This window comes from Paenibacillus sp. DP01 (assembly GCF_044784315.1).
Lineage (GTDB): Bacteria > Bacillota > Bacilli > Paenibacillales > Paenibacillaceae > Paenibacillus > Paenibacillus polymyxa.
Genome location: NZ_CP173059.1, coordinates 115,001 through 131,645, shown reverse-complemented (window position 1 = coordinate 131,645; position 16,645 = coordinate 115,001). Strand labels below are relative to the sequence as shown.

The following is a 16,645-nucleotide window of genomic DNA, read 5'->3' as shown; positions in this document are numbered from 1 at the left end:
GAACAAAGGCACCGCCGCATTTTTTATGCAGCTGGTGCCTTTTGATTTAGTGATTCCTGTTGTCTAGCCCTGCCATATAGGAGAACCCAGCGCTGAAGGCTATAAGAAGGCCTCTGGCCTTAGCTAAGCGTATAATCAAGCATCTGGCCCAGTTCCAGCTTTTCAGCCTCTGTTAAATCGCGCCAGGCGCCTTTCTGAAGGGACCCCAATCGAATATTCATGATTCGCAGGCGCTGCAGTTTTTTAACTTCATAACCGAAGGCAGCACACATACGTCGGATCTGACGATTTTTCCCTTCTGTCAGAATAATACGGAATACATACTCAGATACACGTGTTACCTCACAGGGCAGCGTCCGATGACCGAGTATCTTCACACCGCTGGACATCCCCTGCACAAAGGATGGCGTGACCGGACGATCCACTGTTACGATATATTCTTTCTCATGCTTGCCTTCTGCCCGTAAAATCTTATTCACAATGTCCCCATCATTGGTCAATAAAATGAGACCTTCCGAATCCTTATCCAAGCGTCCAATTGGAAATATCCGTTGCGGGTGCCCCACAAAATCGACAATATTGCCTCTAATGTGACTCTCTGTCGTGCTAGTAATGCCGACTGGCTTGTTCAATGCAATATAGACGTGATCGGACTTATCGCGCAGTGGCCTGCCGTTCACACGGACATCATCGCCTTCTTCCGCTTGACTGCCCAGCACGGCCACTTCGCCGTTAATCGTCACGCGGCCGCTCTCTACCAGCTTGTCCGCCTCCCGGCGCGAGCAAAAGCCAGTTTCGCTGATAAATTTGTTAATGCGCAACCTGTGTACCCTCCATTTCTACGAACACACTTCCTCCTGCCCCCAGCCCGTTACTCGGGCTTGGCAATCGGAAGCTGCACGAGGGCGGTTGTTCCCTCTCCCTCTATGCTTTCAATATCCAGTGTGCCTTTATGGCTCTGTATAATACGCTGGCTGACCATAAGCCCTAGTCCTGTACCTGTTTCTTTATTTGTGAAAAAAGGTTCTCCCAGCTTGGATAGCATTTCTGCGGGAATACCCGTTCCCTGGTCCCGTATGAAGATTTTAACGCTTTCTCCCTCTAAGAACAAATGAATTGTGATGATGCCGCCTTTACTCATAGCCTCCATGCTATTTTTAAGTAAATTAATGAATACCTGTTTTAACTGATTTTCTTCAGCATATACCAAGGCAGGCTCGTCCGTAACCTGAAGGTTGAATACAATACCCAACAGATGCGCCTGGCTATCTAGCAAAGAAATAACATCACTCACAATATAACGAACATCTTTTTTCTGAAAATGTACTGCCTGTGGCTTTGCCAATATTAAAAACTCGCTAACGATCAAATTGATGCGATCCAGCTCAGACATCATAATATCGTTGTGTTTCATATTCAACACTTGATTTTGCTGCTGTAGTTGTAGGAAGCCACGTAGCGTGGTTAATGGATTACGAATCTCATGCGCTACGCCTGCCGCCAGTTGTCCTACGGTTGTCAGCTTCTCTGATCTACGTAGCAGTTCCTCCATCCGGTTACGCCCTGTGATATCACGCGAGACACAGATAAAGCCTAAGATTTCGCCTTGTTCATCCAGAATAGGTGAAGTACTCATACTAATCTCTACTGTACTTCCATCCTTACGCATTCGTAGGGTCTCGCTTGATACGATGCTTTCTCCCTGAAGCAGGCTCTCCTTCTGAAATTCATACTCCTCCTGTTGCTGCGGAGGCACAAACTCCAGCTTACGGCCAACCAATTCTTTCTTGGTCCACCCGTACAAAGCTTCGAAGGCATGGTTGACCCGAACAACACGATCCTCCTGATCGGTTACATGAATTGCATCTGCCGTCTGATTAATAACCGATTCTAGATGCTCCTTTACAGAACGGTTTTCTTCATACATTTGTTCAAGTCTTCTCGTATACATCCCCAGGTTGTAGGCCATCGCATTGATGCGCTCACCCAGCTGTGCAAGCTCATGGCCGCCCTTAATTTCTAGCCGTGTATCAAAATGGCCGTCAGCCATCTCGTTCACTTTTCCCAATATCGACTGAATCGGACGGACAAATAGGCTGGCGAGCACATAGCTTCCAATGATCACAACCTCCAATAGAACAATGGAAATAGCAACTAAACTGATTAATTGCTTGGATATAACAGAAGCGATTGTATCATAATTCATGACAATACGAATGACATAGGAATCACGGTTTGTCGGATAAAAAGGTATGTAACTGACAAGCACCCGTTCGCCTTTAATATAACAATCTTGTACGATACTCTCTCCCGAAAGGATCGCCCTGGACACAGCCAAACGATCCTCAGGCACTCTCGTTAGTTGATACGTGCCGAATTGGATCGGTTCGTTGTACATGTAGTAGTGTTTTCGATCGTTACCGTTCTTGTCCATCGTAGCGCCACCAAAGGTTGCAGGGTTGATTCCTGTTATCTCCAAAATGCGATAATCCACTTGCTGAGTCTGCTTCACAATCTCAGCTGGGCTCAGGATAGGTATAAAATCCTGGACTGAAGTATCCTGGAAGGATATTCGAATTAAGTAGTTACGTTTTTGGTCATAATAAAATCCCCATTTATTAATATGTGAGGAACCTGAATCTGTGTAATCAAAAGAACTGGTCCAAAAATGATCCAGGTTCTGACCATGCGCCATGGCCACCTGTCCATGTTTATATAATTGGTCAACTGCATTTTTCCAATACCCCATTAATGGATCGGATGACTTTAGCTCTTTAGGATTCGAAGATTTAACAACCTTATATCCCTGTCCATCTCGGATCATCAAAGAGATATTAATATCCCTGTGGAGTGTAGCTATCTGTTGTAGCTGTTCCTGCTGGATATTACGAATATCGGGATCGAGCTGATTGGCAGCCAACGTAGCAGAAAGCCACAGATTATATCCGAGCTGCTTGTCAACGGCCTCCCAGCTATGTCGGGTTTGTTCGATAGCTCCTCCGATGATTTTAGCCGTCAGAACCATTTTGGTTTCACTGTCACTTCTTAGATTTTCGTGGGTCGTGTAGTAATTGAGTGCGATGTTTAACAATAGGATAAACAGGACCGACCCCGACAAAATGATCGTTATTCTGATTTTTATCGACACACTGATTTCTCACCTCTTGCCGTATGCTGGCGATTACTGGCAATTGCTAACTCAATGATACCGTAATAGTGCCTGGGATACCAGCATTTACATTTACCGGATATACATAAATACACATCCTGTGAACAATGTTGTCAATAGGCGAGCATTTACCTACAATGTATTAAGATAATCATCCACATATAGTCCACAAATACACAGATGTTATTATAAACTGTGGATAAATCTGTGGACAAGTATGGTGTTATCCACAATTTTATTCACATCATGTTAACAACGGAATACTTGTTCGTTGGATAATTCCGCGTTTGAAAGGAGCATTTTCCCAGTGACCATTATGGATCACGCCTATTGGATGAGAGAAGCCATTCAGGAAGCGTACAAGGCAGAAGCGTTGGGTGAAGTCCCCATCGGAGCTGTCATTGTAAAAGATAATGAAATCATCGGTCGCGGCTACAATTTGCGCGAGACCGACACCGACCCAACTGCACATGCAGAGATGGTTGCCATCCGGCAGGCCAGTGAGCATTTGGGCGCTTGGCGCCTGCTGGATTGCAGGCTGTATGTCACTTTGGAGCCGTGTCCGATGTGCGCTGGAGCCATTGTGCAATCACGCGTCCCCCATCTAATATACGGCACCACAGATCCCAAGGCGGGTTGTGCAGGCACGCTAATGAATTTATTGCAGGAGCCTCGGTTCAATCATTGTACAGAAGTAACCCGCGGTGTACTTCAGGAGGAATGTGCCTCCATGCTAACAAACTTTTTTCGGCAGCTCCGGCAAAAAAGAGCGGCTGCCAAATTGTCTCCTCCTTCATCTCCATCCTGAGGAGGAAAAGTCCAAAGCTCTTCATCTCACTGCTAATTCCGCGTGAAAGGAGATCCCTTATGCCTATGAGCTTGTATAATACGCCTCAAGGTATCTTTTTACGTCCCCTAAGCTTGGAGGATGGCGAAGCCCTTCTCGCCCTTAGACTTCGAAATAGGGACTCTCATGCGCCCTATGAGCCACTGTATGAGGCTTCATTTTTCACTTTAAAGAAACAACAGGATTACATCCGTGAGAGATTGCGTCAAGCGGAAGAAGATCGAGGGTACTTGTTTGGTATCTTTCTCTTAAAACAAGAACGGCTGATAGGTTACATCTCCATTTCCAATCTGGTGCGTGGAGTTGGACAATTCGCCGACGTCGGCTATATGATGGATCAACATGAGCAGGGTAAGGGACATATGACGGCCGCTTTAAAGTTGATCATACAGTATGCCTTCCGTGCCTTATCTCTACATCGTCTCCAAGCAGGTACCCTTCTGCATAATGATCGCTCACAACGTGTATTACAGAAGTGTGGCTTTCAACCGGAAGGTATTGCTCGCAAGCTGGTACAGATTCAGGGCGAATGGCAGGATCATCAGATGTTCGGGATTCTAGCTGAAGATGACGTGTGACGAATCTGAACAACTGCACAGAGGACAACTTAATCATGAACAAAAAAACCGCCCGGCCTATGCCGAGCGGTTTTCTTACATCACATTCGAAGAAATGATGTTTGTAATCCTGTCATCCTCTGTTTAAGGAGATACAGTTTGCATTTTTTGTTGTAGTTGTTCGATAGTGAGGACTTGGTCCGCTGTTGGAATCCCCACTTTAAATGATGCTTTTTCATTGATTTTGCTGTATTGCGAATAGCCTGTTACAGACAACTTCACATTATCTTTCGTAGAAGGATCATTCACTTCCACGTTCGCATTCAGATCTTGATACACAGGAACGTTATCCTTGTTCAAAGCAGTGTTAATGTCAAACTGTTTCACTGTCAAATAGTTCTTCAACTCATCCAGCTTTTTGCTAACTTCGCTGGTGTTGGATTGCAGTTCTTTTTTCGCTTCAGCCAGTTCTTCCTTCTTCACTTGAAGCATGCCAGCATATTCGTCTTTAGACATTATATCCAGGACCTTAGGAAGCGCCTTAGTGATAAATGTATTGGTCGCTTGCTTCACGTTATCGTTCGTGATTTTAAACTGAACCACTTGTTTAGCTTCAACGCCTTGTGGCAATTTAGCATCTTTAGGATCAATATCAAAGAAATACGTAGCTTGATCATACTCGCCCATGATCGCAGCAATCACTTCGTTCGCAAATTTCTGCGATTTTTCCTGATCCATGGTTGCAGGGTTAAATTCTTGTCCCGTTTGTTTAGCCAGTTCTTGTGGATCAATGAGCAGGAATTTACCTACAACATCCTGTGGAAGCGGGTAAAATGGAATATTAGGAATTTTAACGTACAATTTATCTTTAGTCATTACCATTGGAATCGTAAAGCTAGTAGAAAGATCACCCTTCAAATGAATGCCAAGCGTCATTTCAGATTGGAAAGGCTCCTTTTGGTATACGCCATCCAGTGTAATATCAGCATTTTTCAGCATGCTAGTTACCATTGCACTTTGCTCAGCTGGCACAGAAGCGGAGGTAATTGTCAGTTCCTTAACGGTAAATTGACTTTTGGATTCATAGGAATTCAACTTCATCGCATTTGCTGTACCAGTCGTAACAGCTTCCTTCGGTTCTAACTTCTTGCTACAACCTACCAGCGCTACCGTCATTAGCAACACCATAGTGAGGACCAAGACGGATAATTTTTTACTCATTGTGTAGATTCTCTCCTCTCATAGTTAACCCCTTTTTTTATGCTAACAAAAAAATACACACCCTCTATTTTAACTCATATTCATAAACGGCGAAACACTTATTGGAAAATTTTCTTGCAATAAGCACAAAGACACCCTGGCTCTCTAACCAGGGTGTACTATACTTCGTAATATTTTTAGGAGAAAAGTCTGACTGCTTATGAACCTTGTCTGTTATGGTGATCCACGTGATTGCGCTGTTTCACCTTCTTGGAACCGGATAACGGCTCTTGTTGTTGACTACGCTCACGCTTTTCGTTACTTCCACCAGATTCCTGTGCCTCAGGAACAGGAACAGCTCTAGGCTTGCCCATTTATGCATCCTCCATTCTCAGTCTAAATTATTGGCACATCAACGAATCCGTTTATTACCATTTAAAATAGGACTATAGATGGTTCAGATCTTCCGTTTTATCGTGATTCAGTGAATCCTGATGACGACGATCATTACGATCCTGCTGCACTTGCTGTGCCTGATGACTATTGACTGGACGTTGTTCCAAATCATCGACAATGTTGGACAGGTTTTTATCCAATCCGTTTTTGGCCTTGGTCATGTAACCTTCCTCCTCATTCCTTCATGACTACGAGTGCGTTAATGACTGTAATGTTTGGGCGCATTGGTGAATGTGCCGCGTATAATCGGACACCAGCTGTTGAATGATATCTGTTCGTTCATCCACAGACCGTCCGTCACGCTCTACATCGACTAAGCTAACCTGTACCTCCCGAGAATCTACATACGTACATGCAAAGTTAAAGGAGTACATTTGTCGGCCTTCTACCTCGATATGGATTCGTATAGCCCGGTTATCAGCTTCATCTGCCTGTACCTGTGATTTATCCCCTGAATTCAAAAGAATCGGCAGTTGTTCCTGCCAGGCCTCTACCAGCTTTTGCTGATCTACTGTCATTTCTCGATTCATGCCAGCACCTCCACATCTGATAACGTGTGAAAAAAACAGGTTTTTTATACAACAAAAAAGCCATTCTTCACGATTCCTGATCATTAGCATATAGAGCCTAATGTACCAGCTATCAGATTCGAATGGCTTGGTTTTATTTAGAATATGGCGGAGAGGATGGGATTCGAACCCATGTGAGCTTGCACTCTAACGGTTTTCAAGACCGCCCCGTTATGACCGCTTCGGTACCTCTCCAGGTGGTAAATGGATAAAGCTGCTTCCCTCTATTAAACAACTCAGGCGCAACAAAATTATTTTACCACAGATTTTTTAAGAATGCAAGGCTTACTGTTTAGGAGTTATAACTTCAATGCCTCGCATGTATGAACGTAGCACTTCGGGAATCACAATGCTTCCGTCCTCTTGCTGATAGTTCTCCAAAATAGCAGCTACAGTCCGTCCTACAGCCAATCCTGAACCGTTCAGTGTATGTACAAATTCAGGCTTTGCCTTCGCATCTGGACGAAACCGGATGTTTGCACGACGCGCTTGGAAGTCTTCAGTGTTGGAACAGGAAGAAATCTCACGGTACATGCCGCTCTCCGGCAACCATACTTCCAGATCGTACGTTTTGGCAGACGTAAAACCCATATCTCCTGTGCAAAGTGCCAGCACCCGATATGGAAGTCCGAGCAGCTGCAAAACACGCTCAGCGTTATTCGTCATTTTCTCTAATTCTTCATAAGAGGTATCTGGGTGAACCAGCTTGAGCATTTCCACCTTATTGAATTGATGCTGACGAATCAAGCCACGTGTATCACGCCCTGCTGATCCTGCCTCTGAGCGAAAGCAAGAGCTGTATGCCACATAATATTTAGGAAGCTGATCTGCATTCATAATCTCTTCACGGTGGTAGTTCGTTACCGGAACTTCGGCCGTAGGAATAAGATAATACTCGGTATCACGCAGTTTAAACAAATCCTCTTCAAACTTCGGAAGCTGACCTGTTCCGTACAGACTGTCTCGATTTACAATGTATGGAGGTAGCATTTCTTCATAACCATGCTCACTGCTGTGCAGATCCATCATAAAGTTAATTAGCGCACGTTCCAATCGCGCTCCCAGTCCCTTATAGAACGTAAAACGAGAACCCGTCACCTTAGCTGCAGCCTCAAAATCAAGAATATCTAGATCCTGAGCCAACTCCCAATGCGCTTTGGGTGTAAAAGAAAACTCGCGCGGCTCCGACCAGCGGCGAATTTCCACATTATCCTCTTCCGAAGCGCCTACAGGCACAGTCTCATTAGGAATATTAGGAATCGACATCACCAATTCGTCGATCTGAACCTCCAGTTCACGCACTTGCTCATCCAATTCTTTAATACGATCGGAGACCTGGCGCATTTCAGCAATAAGATCATCCGCATTTTCCTTATTCTTCTTCAACTTGGCTACTTCACCAGATACGACATTCCGACGATTTTTGAGTCCTTCACTTTCCTGAAGCAACTCACGACGGCTTACATCCAGATCTGTAAAACCATTAATCAGATCCAGAGATTTACCTCTGTTCTGTAAAGCTTTCTCAACCCGACCAAGCTCATTACGCAAAATCTTTATATCTAACACAGGTGATCCCTCCTACACTACAAACCTGACTTTCCGCTATCCGCGGACCATATCCACAAAATACTGATGTAACCGGTAATCGTCTGTTAATTCCGGATGGAAGGATGAAGCCAGCAGATGACCCTGACGGGCTGCTACAATCTCGCCGTTATACTCAGACAGCACATCTACTCCCATTCCGACAGATTGTATTAAAGGCGCGCGTATAAACACCGCACGAACCGGCTCCTCAATCCCTTTAATGTTCAAGTCAGTTTCAAAGCTTTCTCGTTGGCGACCAAAGGCATTACGCGATACTGTAATATCCATGAGTCCCAAATGTGCTTCTTCCTGTCCTTGAATCGTCTTGGCCAGTACAATCAATCCCGCGCAAGTGCCAAATACAGGCTTCCCTTGATTGGAAAATTGGCGTATAGCCTCTATAAAATCATACTTGCGCATTAGCTTACCGATAGTGGTGCTTTCACCACCGGGAATGATAAGACCGGACAGCTCATCGAGCTGTTCGATCTTCTTCACTGCTATACCCTCAGCACCCGCACGTTCAACACTTCGTATATGCTCAGCTACAGCGCCTTGCAGCGACAATACACCTATTTTCATGCCGGTCCCTTCTTTCTTACCAACCACGATCTTGCATGCGCTCATGCGATGCCAGTTTGGAAATTTCAATGCCTTTCATAGGAGTCCCCAAATTCTTGGACACTTCTGCAATCAGCTTGTAATCCGTATAATGAGTGGTCGCTTCCACAATGGCCCGCGCAAATTTCTCAGGACTATCCGACTTGAAGATACCAGAACCTACAAATACACCATCAGCGCCTAAATGCATCATCAACGCAGCATCTGCAGGTGTTGCTACACCGCCCGCTGCGAAGTTAACCACTGGAAGCTTACCAAGCTCATGCACTTCCAACAGCAGCTCATAAGCAACTCCGAGGTTTTTCGCTTCTGCATACAGCTCGTCCTTTGACAGGTTTTGCACCTTGCGAATTTGACCATTGATAAAACGCATGTGACGAACAGCCTCAACAATATTTCCAGTTCCCGGTTCACCCTTTGTACGGATCATAGATGCGCCTTCACCGATACGACGCAATGCTTCCCCTAGATCCTTGGCTCCACAAACAAATGGAACGGTGAACTCCCGTTTATCGATATGGAATACCTCATCCGCAGGTGTCAATACTTCGCTCTCATCGAGGTAGTCAACACCTAGAGATTCCAGTACCTTTGCCTCAACAAAGTGACCAATACGAGCCTTAGCCATAACAGGAATAGAAACAACCTTCATTACCTCTTCCACAATCGTAGGGTCAGCCATGCGAGCAACCCCACCCGCTGCACGGATATCCGAAGGCACTCGTTCAAGAGCCATTACGGCCGTAGCGCCTGCTGCCTCAGCAATTTTAGCCTGTTCAGCGTTCATGACATCCATGATTACGCCGCCTTTTTGCATCTCTGCCATACCTCTTTTTACACGTGAAGTTCCCGTTTCCATGTCGTTGCCTCCTGTAAGGGTTACGTTTAGATTTCTAACTTAAGATTTTACCGTACGAACGCCAAATACACAATCATTTCAAGTTGCAAAATAAGTAATGCAGAACAGGTTAGACCGGTTAGCGTTTCATCTTTAGAAGAGATTTTTAATTCCCTGGAACAAATCGCCGAAGAAATCACCAATTGCCCGGAAAAGCATTCGGAACCAACCACCCTCTTCTACTGCTGTAGTTGTAACCAAATCAACAGTTTTCGTCTGGCCTTTATCCACGCCATCCGTTTTGTATGTGTACGTAATCGTTCCGACTTTTGCCCCTTGCTTCAAAGGTGCCACGAGAGAGCTTGCTGGTGTTATATTCGTTGTAAAGGTTACCTTAGGATTGCTCGCACCCTTGGGCACGATAAAACTTACTGCATCTTTTGTGACGATCGGCACTTCTGTTTCTGTACCTTTGGTCACAGGCACATTCTCAACGCCCTTAACCACTGTCTTTGGAGCCACAACCTGCTTCACTTCAAAGTTATCAAAGCCATAATTCAACACTTTAGCCGTCTCTGTAAAACGGTGTGCATCAGAGTCAGCGCCCATAACTACACTGATGAGACGCATTCCATTACGTTCAGCCGTACCTGTAAAACAGTTTCCAGCATTAGCCGTATGACCTGTTTTCATTCCGTCTAAGCCTGGATAAGCAAACTTTCTAAAGTTAGTAATATTTTTGTTCGCTTCTAGCATCCAGTTATAGTTAATAATCGGTGCTTTATCCGTTGGACGGAATTTGTACGATTGAATTGTGGTAAACCGTGTATAATCTGGATGGTCCTTAATGATGTAACCTGCTAGAGTAGCTGCGTCTCTCGCAGTCATCACAGTTTCCCGGTCTGTGTCCGGTTGAAACCCTGCAGGCATATCCTTGCGATCCAAGCCAGTCGAGTTGATAAAATACGTATTTTTCATACCCATTTTCTGAGCTGTTTCATTCATTAGTTTCACAAAATCCTGCTCGGTTCCAGATACGCGTTCAGCAAGAGCTACTGTTGCATCATTGGCAGAACCTACTGCCATGGCAATATAAAGCTCTTCTACCGTATGTTGATCCCCTTGAGCCAAAAAAATACGTGATCCGATACTCTTAGAAGCATTCTCGTTTACTGTAACCTTATCCGTCCACTTAAGTTTGCCTTGCTTAACCTGCTCCGCTACGATGTACTCTGTCATCATTTTGGTCATACTGGCTGGCGGGAGCGGCTCATCTGGATTCATAGAGAGCAAAACCTGCCCAGTGGAAGGCTCAATCAAAATAGCTGAACGAAGTGCCAGACTAGGGGGGTTAATAGAACCTGTCCCCGTGATATTCGTTGCCTCTGTTGCCGCTCCAGCAGCAAAAGTAGCCACGCTTGAATCGAAATTGCCTACAACAGGTAAGGCCGACATATACATCATATTAAGCACCATGACTGCGGTCACGCTCTTTTTAATCATGCTGCGTTTATTATTTTTCTTAAAATTGTTCGCTTTCAAATGAATACAAGCTCCTCTCGTACCTCAACCCGAACCGCTATGCTATGTGTAACGAGACGGTGGTTACAGCCTTTACTTGGCCAAAGAATTAATGTTTTAGTGTTATACAATTTAATGTCATTTCGTTTCCTAAGATATAGCTTGTCATGAGCATTCTGTGCTCGAATCTTCTTAACTGGTAGGAATCGTCCAAAATACCTAAGCGTCCTAATTCATCAATAACCTCATGAGAAGGCGGACACTTGTCTATTCTATCACAGGGGTATCTCTAAAAAAAGACAGGCAGAGCGAAATACACTCTGCCTGTCGTCAAGTCAAATACAGCTGAATTCTATAGAGAGTAGTTTGGTGCTTCTTTCGTAATCTGCACATCATGCGGATGGCTTTCGCGCAGACCTGCACCCGTAATACGGATAAAGCTTGTATCGTTACGAAGCTCCTCAATATTAGCAGTACCACAATATCCCATACCAGAACGAAGACCGCCCAACAGCTGGTGCACAGTGTCGGAAAGTGGTCCTTTATAAGCAACGCGTCCCTCAATACCTTCCGGCACCAATTTCTTGTCGTCATCTTGGAAATAACGATCTTTACTACCTTGCTTCATCGCAGCCATAGAGCCCATACCACGATATACTTTGAAGCGACGTCCTTGATAAATTTCCGACTCGCCTGGGCTTTCTTCCGTACCTGCAAAAAGACTTCCCAGCATTACTGCAGAGGCCCCTGCCGCAATGGCCTTTGTAATTTCACCAGAGTATTTAATACCGCCATCTGCAATAATCGGAATATTATATTCACGTGCTACTGTTGCACAATCATAAATAGCTGTTATTTGTGGAACACCAATCCCTGCGATTACGCGTGTTGTACAGATAGAACCTGGACCGATACCCACCTTAACGACCGATGCCCCTGCTTCAATCAATTCGCGCGTTCCGTCACCTGTAGCTACATTACCTGCTACAATCGTCAGGTCAGGATAAGTTTTACGCAACTCGCGGACTGCTTCAATAATGTTAATATGATGGCCATGAGCGGAATCCACAACAATCAAATCCACACCAGCTTTTACAAGTGCTTCAGTCCGTTCAAACGTATCCTTGGAAATGCCGACAGCCGCACCGACCAGAAGACGCCCTTGTGCATCCTTCGCTGCGTTCGGAAATTGAATAGCTTTCTCAATATCTTTGATGGTGATCAAACCTTTGAGGTAGTTCCCTTCATCGACCAGTGGAAGCTTTTCAATTTTATGCTTTTGCAAAATGACTTCCGCTTCCTGTAAAGTCGTGCCTACTGGTGCAGTTACCAGTTCTTCCTTCGTCATGACTTCACTAATTTTAAGATCAAAGTCGTGAATAAAGCGAAGATCACGGTTAGTAATAATACCCACCAGTTTGTTCTCTTCGTTTACAACAGGCACGCCGGAAATACGATATTTACCCATCACTGCCTCAGCATCGGACACCAAATGATCTGGAGTCAATGAGAATGGATTGGTGATAACACCGCTCTCTGAGCGCTTAACCCGATCTACCTCTACCGCTTGCTGCTCAATCGACATATTTTTATGAATAACACCAATACCGCCCTCACGAGCCATCGCAATTGCTAGCACTGCCTCAGTAACAGTATCCATACCAGCACTCATTAAAGGAATGTTCAGCTTCACGTTATCACTCAAACGAGTCGCTACGCTTACTTCTTTGGGCAGTACCACCGACTTACGAGGTACCAACAAAACATCGTCAAAGGTAAGGCCTTCCTTACCGAATTTATCTTCCCACACCAAGATGATCCTCCTTCAAAATGTTTAGTCTGTATTGGTCTTGTTGTCTGTCCGACATGGACAAATCAAGGCTCTCTGAAAATATATTATTGCAATCTTAGCAAAGCGGTATAGGGGTGTCAAGCCTTCATCAACAGCCCTAACCCGTAGTATTCCCCTGTACAAACAACTGTACTCCTACGAAGGACAACTATTATAAACAAACGGCTTTAAAGGTACCTCTCTACTTACAAAAGCATATTTCACTTTGAGTAAGCAACAAAGGAGTAAGAATATAAATAAATTCACTTATATACAAAAAAGGATCATGATCTCAAAAAGATCATGATCCTTTTTACTTGTTGCTTGGCAACGTCCTACTCTCCCAGGACCCTGCGGTCCAAGTACCATCGGCGCTGGAGGGCTTAACGGTCGTGTTCGGGATGGGTACGTGTGGAACCCCTCCGCTATCGCCACCAAACATGAATTTGCTCCGCAAATTCTTCCGTAAGGTTATTCGGTTCATCACAGATTGTGTGAATGAATAGCTATACGCTTGTTGTATGTACTTCTACATACCTTCAAGGTTACACCCTGAAAACTGGATCCGAAACTTCATTGCGCCTTATCTTTAGGATAAGCCCTCGACCGATTAGTATTGGTCAGCTCCATGCATTACTGCACTTCCACCCCCAACCTATCTACCTCGTCGTCTTCAAGGGGTCTTACATACTGGGAAATCTCATCTTGAGGGGGGCTTCACGCTTAGATGCTTTCAGCGCTTATCCCTTCCGTACATAGCTACCCAGCGGTGCTCCTGGCGGAACAACTGGTACACCAGCGGTACGTCCATCCCGGTCCTCTCGTACTAAGGACAGCTCCTCTCAAATTTCCTACGCCCACGACAGATAGGGACCGAACTGTCTCACGACGTTCTGAACCCAGCTCGCGTACCGCTTTAATGGGCGAACAGCCCAACCCTTGGGACCTACTTCAGCCCCAGGATGCGATGAGCCGACATCGAGGTGCCAAACCTCCCCGTCGATGTGGACTCTTGGGGGAGATAAGCCTGTTATCCCCAGGGTAGCTTTTATCCGTTGAGCGATGGCCCTTCCATGCGGTACCACCGGATCACTAAGCCCGACTTTCGTCCCTGCTCGACTTGTAGGTCTCGCAGTCAAGCTCCCTTCTGCCTTTGCACTCTTCGAATGATTTCCAACCATTCTGAGGGAACCTTGGGGCGCCTCCGTTACTCTTTAGGAGGCGACCGCCCCAGTCAAACTGCCCACCTGACACTGTCCTCGTACCGGATCACGGTACCAAGTTAGAACCTAGATACGATCAGGGTGGTATCCCAAGGATGCCTCCTCTCAAGCTGGCGCTCAAGATTCAACGGCTCCCACCTATCCTGTACAGATCGTACCCAAATTCAATATCAAGCTGCAGTAAAGCTCCATGGGGTCTTTCCGTCTTGTCGCGGGTAACCTGCATCTTCACAGGTATTAAAATTTCACCGGATCTCTCGTTGAGACAGCGCCCAAGTCGTTACGCCATTCGTGCGGGTCAGAATTTACCTGACAAGGAATTTCGCTACCTTAGGACCGTTATAGTTACGGCCGCCGTTTACTGGGGCTTCGGTTCATAGCTTCGCCCGAAGGCTTACCACTCCCCTTAACCTTCCAGCACCGGGCAGGCGTCAGCCCGTATACTTCGCCTTGCGGCTTCGCACAGACCTGTGTTTTTGCTAAACAGTCGCTTGGGCCTTTTCACTGCGGCCCCCTCGGGCTATTCACCCTACCGAGGCACCCCTTCTCCCGAAGTTACGGGGTCATTTTGCCGAGTTCCTTAACGAGAGTTCTTCCGCGCGCCTTAGAATTCTCTTCTCGCCTACCTGTGTCGGTTTGCGGTACGGGCACCTTCTCCTGGCTAGAGGCTTTTCTTGGCAGTCTGAGATCATGACCTTCGCTACTGTAATTTTCGCTCCCCATCACAGCCCAGCCTTACGATGTGCGGATTTGCCTACACATCAGCCTCACTGCTTAGACGGACATCCATCAGTCCGCGTCACTACCCTACTGCGTCACCCCATCGCTCATAGCGGATTACGGTGGTACAGGAATTTCGACCTGTTGTCCTTCGACTACGCCTATCGGCCTCGCCTTAGGTCCCGACTTACCCTGAGCGGACGAACCTTCCTCAGGAACCCTTAGGCTTTCGGCGGATCTGATTCTCACAGATCTTTTCGTTACTCATACCGGCATTCTCACTTGAATGCAGTCCAGCGCTCCTTCCGGTACACCTTCAACCCGCATTCAACGCTCCCCTACCCCTGATGCAAAGCATCAAGCCATAGCTTCGGTGGTGTGTTTAGCCCCGTTACATTTTCGGCGCAGAGTCACTCGACCAGTGAGCTATTACGCACTCTTTCAATGGTGGCTGCTTCTAAGCCAACATCCTGGTTGTCTGTGCAACTCCACATCCTTTCCCACTTAACACACACTTGGGGACCTTAGCTGATGGTCTGGGCTGTTTCCCTTTCGACAATGGATCTTAGCACTCACTGTCTGACTCCCGGAACTAAATCTATGGCATTCGGAGTTTGACTGAGCTTGGTAACCCTTGCGGGCCCCGCACCCAATCAGTGCTCTACCTCCACGATTCTTCTTTCCGAGGCTAGCCCTAAAGCTATTTCGGGGAGAACCAGCTATCTCCGGGTTCGATTGGAATTTCTCCGCTACCCCCACCTCATCCCCGCATTTTTCAACATGCGTGGGTTCGGGCCTCCAGTGCGTGTTACCGCACCTTCACCCTGGACAGGGGTAGATCACCCGGTTTCGGGTCTACGTCCACGTACTCATTCGCCCTATTCAGACTCGCTTTCGCTGCGGCTTCAGCTCTTCACCTTAACCTTGCACGGGAACGTAACTCGCCGGTTCATTCTACAAAAGGCACGCCATCACCCATAGATCGGGCTCTGACTTCTTGTAAGCACACGGTTTCAGGATCTATTTCACTCCCCTTCCGGGGTGCTTTTCACCTTTCCCTCACGGTACTGCTTCACTATCGGTCGCCAGGGAGTATTTAGCCTTGGCAGATGGTCCTGCCGGATTCATACGGGGTTTCACGTGCCCCGCACTACTCGGGATCCGTCTCGGAGGGAACAGGTTTTGAACTACAGGGCTTTTACCTTCTCTGGCGGGCCTTTCCAGACCTCTTCATCTAACCGGTTCCTTTGTAACTCCATGTGAGACGTCCCACAACCCCAAGGAGCAAGCTCCTTGGTTTGGGCTAATCCGCGTTCGCTCGCCGCTACTGACGGAATCACTATTGTTTTCTCTTCCTCAGGGTACTTAGATGTTTCAGTTCCCCTGGTCTGCCTCTCACTCACCTATGAATTCAGTGAGTAGTGACTGTCGATGAAGACAGCCGGGTTTCCCCATTCGGACATCCCCGGATCAAAGCTTGCTTACAGCTCCCCGAGGCCTTAT

13 protein-coding genes, 1 tRNA gene and 2 rRNA genes (1 of these 16 only partly in view) are annotated in these 16,645 nt (G+C 46.4%); 2 read left to right on the top strand and 14 right to left on the bottom strand.

What is annotated here, in order from left to right; translation table 11 throughout:
- Nucleotides 1-119: 119 nt before the first annotated feature.
- Nucleotides 120-821 (bottom strand): 23S rRNA pseudouridine(2604) synthase RluF, encoded by a 702-nt coding sequence (rluF, locus tag ACH59B_RS00505; RefSeq protein WP_044788225.1) that lies wholly within the window; start codon nucleotides 819-821, stop codon nucleotides 120-122.
- A 50-nt stretch (nucleotides 822-871) separates the two neighbouring features.
- Entirely contained in the window at nucleotides 872-3,148 is a 2,277-nt protein-coding gene (locus ACH59B_RS00500; RefSeq protein WP_025363668.1) for a PAS domain S-box protein, read from the bottom strand.
- Between the two features lie 328 nt (nucleotides 3,149-3,476).
- Here ACH59B_RS00500 and tadA point away from each other — a divergent pair, with 328 nt between their 5' ends.
- Nucleotides 3,477-3,977, top strand: a complete 501-nt coding sequence (tadA, locus tag ACH59B_RS00495; RefSeq protein WP_017427224.1) for a tRNA adenosine(34) deaminase TadA — start codon at nucleotides 3,477-3,479, stop codon at nucleotides 3,975-3,977.
- Nucleotides 3,978-4,036: 59 nt separating this feature from the next.
- Complete coding sequence (locus ACH59B_RS00490; protein ID WP_017427223.1) at nucleotides 4,037-4,594, top strand: GNAT family N-acetyltransferase; 558 nt, start codon at nucleotides 4,037-4,039, stop codon at nucleotides 4,592-4,594.
- A 123-nt stretch (nucleotides 4,595-4,717) separates the two neighbouring features.
- On the opposite strand, the gene ACH59B_RS00485 is transcribed toward ACH59B_RS00490, so the two are convergent.
- The 12 genes from ACH59B_RS00485 to ACH59B_RS00430 all read right to left on the bottom strand — a co-directional run.
- Nucleotides 4,718-5,794, bottom strand: a complete 1,077-nt coding sequence (locus ACH59B_RS00485) for a hypothetical protein (RefSeq protein WP_031462570.1) — start codon at nucleotides 5,792-5,794, stop codon at nucleotides 4,718-4,720.
- A 197-nt stretch (nucleotides 5,795-5,991) separates the two neighbouring features.
- Entirely contained in the window at nucleotides 5,992-6,147 is a 156-nt protein-coding gene (locus ACH59B_RS00480) for a small acid-soluble spore protein P (RefSeq protein ID WP_102999264.1), read from the bottom strand.
- Nucleotides 6,148-6,219: 72 nt separating this feature from the next.
- Entirely contained in the window at nucleotides 6,220-6,390 is a 171-nt protein-coding gene (locus ACH59B_RS00475) for a hypothetical protein (protein ID WP_017427220.1), read from the bottom strand.
- A gap of 27 nt (nucleotides 6,391-6,417) precedes the next feature.
- Nucleotides 6,418-6,759 carry a hypothetical protein gene (locus tag ACH59B_RS00470; protein ID WP_017427219.1) on the bottom strand — a complete coding sequence of 114 codons (342 nt, stop codon included), beginning with the start codon at nucleotides 6,757-6,759 and terminating at the stop codon, nucleotides 6,418-6,420.
- 145 nt (nucleotides 6,760-6,904) lie between these two features.
- Nucleotides 6,905-6,993 (bottom strand) — tRNA-Ser (locus ACH59B_RS00465).
- 90 nt (nucleotides 6,994-7,083) lie between these two features.
- Nucleotides 7,084-8,367: a serine--tRNA ligase gene (serS, locus tag ACH59B_RS00460; RefSeq protein ID WP_013368725.1), complete on the bottom strand. Its 1,284-nt coding sequence runs from the start codon at nucleotides 8,365-8,367 to the stop codon at nucleotides 7,084-7,086.
- Between the two features lie 36 nt (nucleotides 8,368-8,403).
- Nucleotides 8,404-8,970 (bottom strand): pyridoxal 5'-phosphate synthase glutaminase subunit PdxT, encoded by a 567-nt coding sequence (gene pdxT, locus ACH59B_RS00455; protein WP_017427217.1) that lies wholly within the window; start codon nucleotides 8,968-8,970, stop codon nucleotides 8,404-8,406.
- 16 nt (nucleotides 8,971-8,986) lie between these two features.
- A complete protein-coding gene (pdxS, locus tag ACH59B_RS00450) occupies nucleotides 8,987-9,868 on the bottom strand; it encodes a pyridoxal 5'-phosphate synthase lyase subunit PdxS (protein ID WP_013368723.1) in 882 nt (293 codons plus the stop codon).
- Between the two features lie 132 nt (nucleotides 9,869-10,000).
- Nucleotides 10,001-11,389, bottom strand: coding sequence for a D-alanyl-D-alanine carboxypeptidase family protein (locus ACH59B_RS00445; RefSeq protein WP_016818537.1), 1,389 nt, complete (start codon nucleotides 11,387-11,389; stop codon nucleotides 10,001-10,003).
- Between the two features lie 331 nt (nucleotides 11,390-11,720).
- The gene (gene guaB, locus ACH59B_RS00440; RefSeq protein ID WP_017427215.1) at nucleotides 11,721-13,178 is read right to left on the bottom strand and encodes an IMP dehydrogenase; all 1,458 of its coding nucleotides are present in this window, start codon (nucleotides 13,176-13,178) and stop codon (nucleotides 11,721-11,723) included.
- Nucleotides 13,179-13,521: 343 nt separating this feature from the next.
- A 5S ribosomal RNA gene (rrf, locus tag ACH59B_RS00435) occupies nucleotides 13,522-13,638 on the bottom strand.
- Between the two features lie 151 nt (nucleotides 13,639-13,789).
- Nucleotides 13,790-16,645, bottom strand: a 23S ribosomal RNA gene (locus ACH59B_RS00430) (it continues 70 nt past the right edge of the window).

What these genes read in the sequence shown, in the direction of transcription:
- ACH59B_RS00490 (WP_017427223.1), top strand. Translation starts at nt 4,037, where the DNA reads ATGCCTATGAGCTTGTATAATACGCCTCAAGGTATCTTTTTACGTCCC.
- ACH59B_RS00485 (WP_031462570.1), bottom strand. Translation starts at nt 5,794, where the DNA reads ATGAGTAAAAAATTATCCGTCTTGGTCCTCACTATGGTGTTGCTAATG.
- ACH59B_RS00480 (WP_102999264.1), bottom strand. Translation starts at nt 6,147, where the DNA reads ATGGGCAAGCCTAGAGCTGTTCCTGTTCCTGAGGCACAGGAATCTGGT.
- ACH59B_RS00475 (WP_017427220.1), bottom strand. Translation starts at nt 6,390, where the DNA reads ATGACCAAGGCCAAAAACGGATTGGATAAAAACCTGTCCAACATTGTC.
- ACH59B_RS00470 (WP_017427219.1), bottom strand. Translation starts at nt 6,759, where the DNA reads ATGAATCGAGAAATGACAGTAGATCAGCAAAAGCTGGTAGAGGCCTGG.
- pdxT (WP_017427217.1), bottom strand. Translation starts at nt 8,970, where the DNA reads ATGAAAATAGGTGTATTGTCGCTGCAAGGCGCTGTAGCTGAGCATATA.
- pdxS (WP_013368723.1), bottom strand. Translation starts at nt 9,868, where the DNA reads ATGGAAACGGGAACTTCACGTGTAAAAAGAGGTATGGCAGAGATGCAA.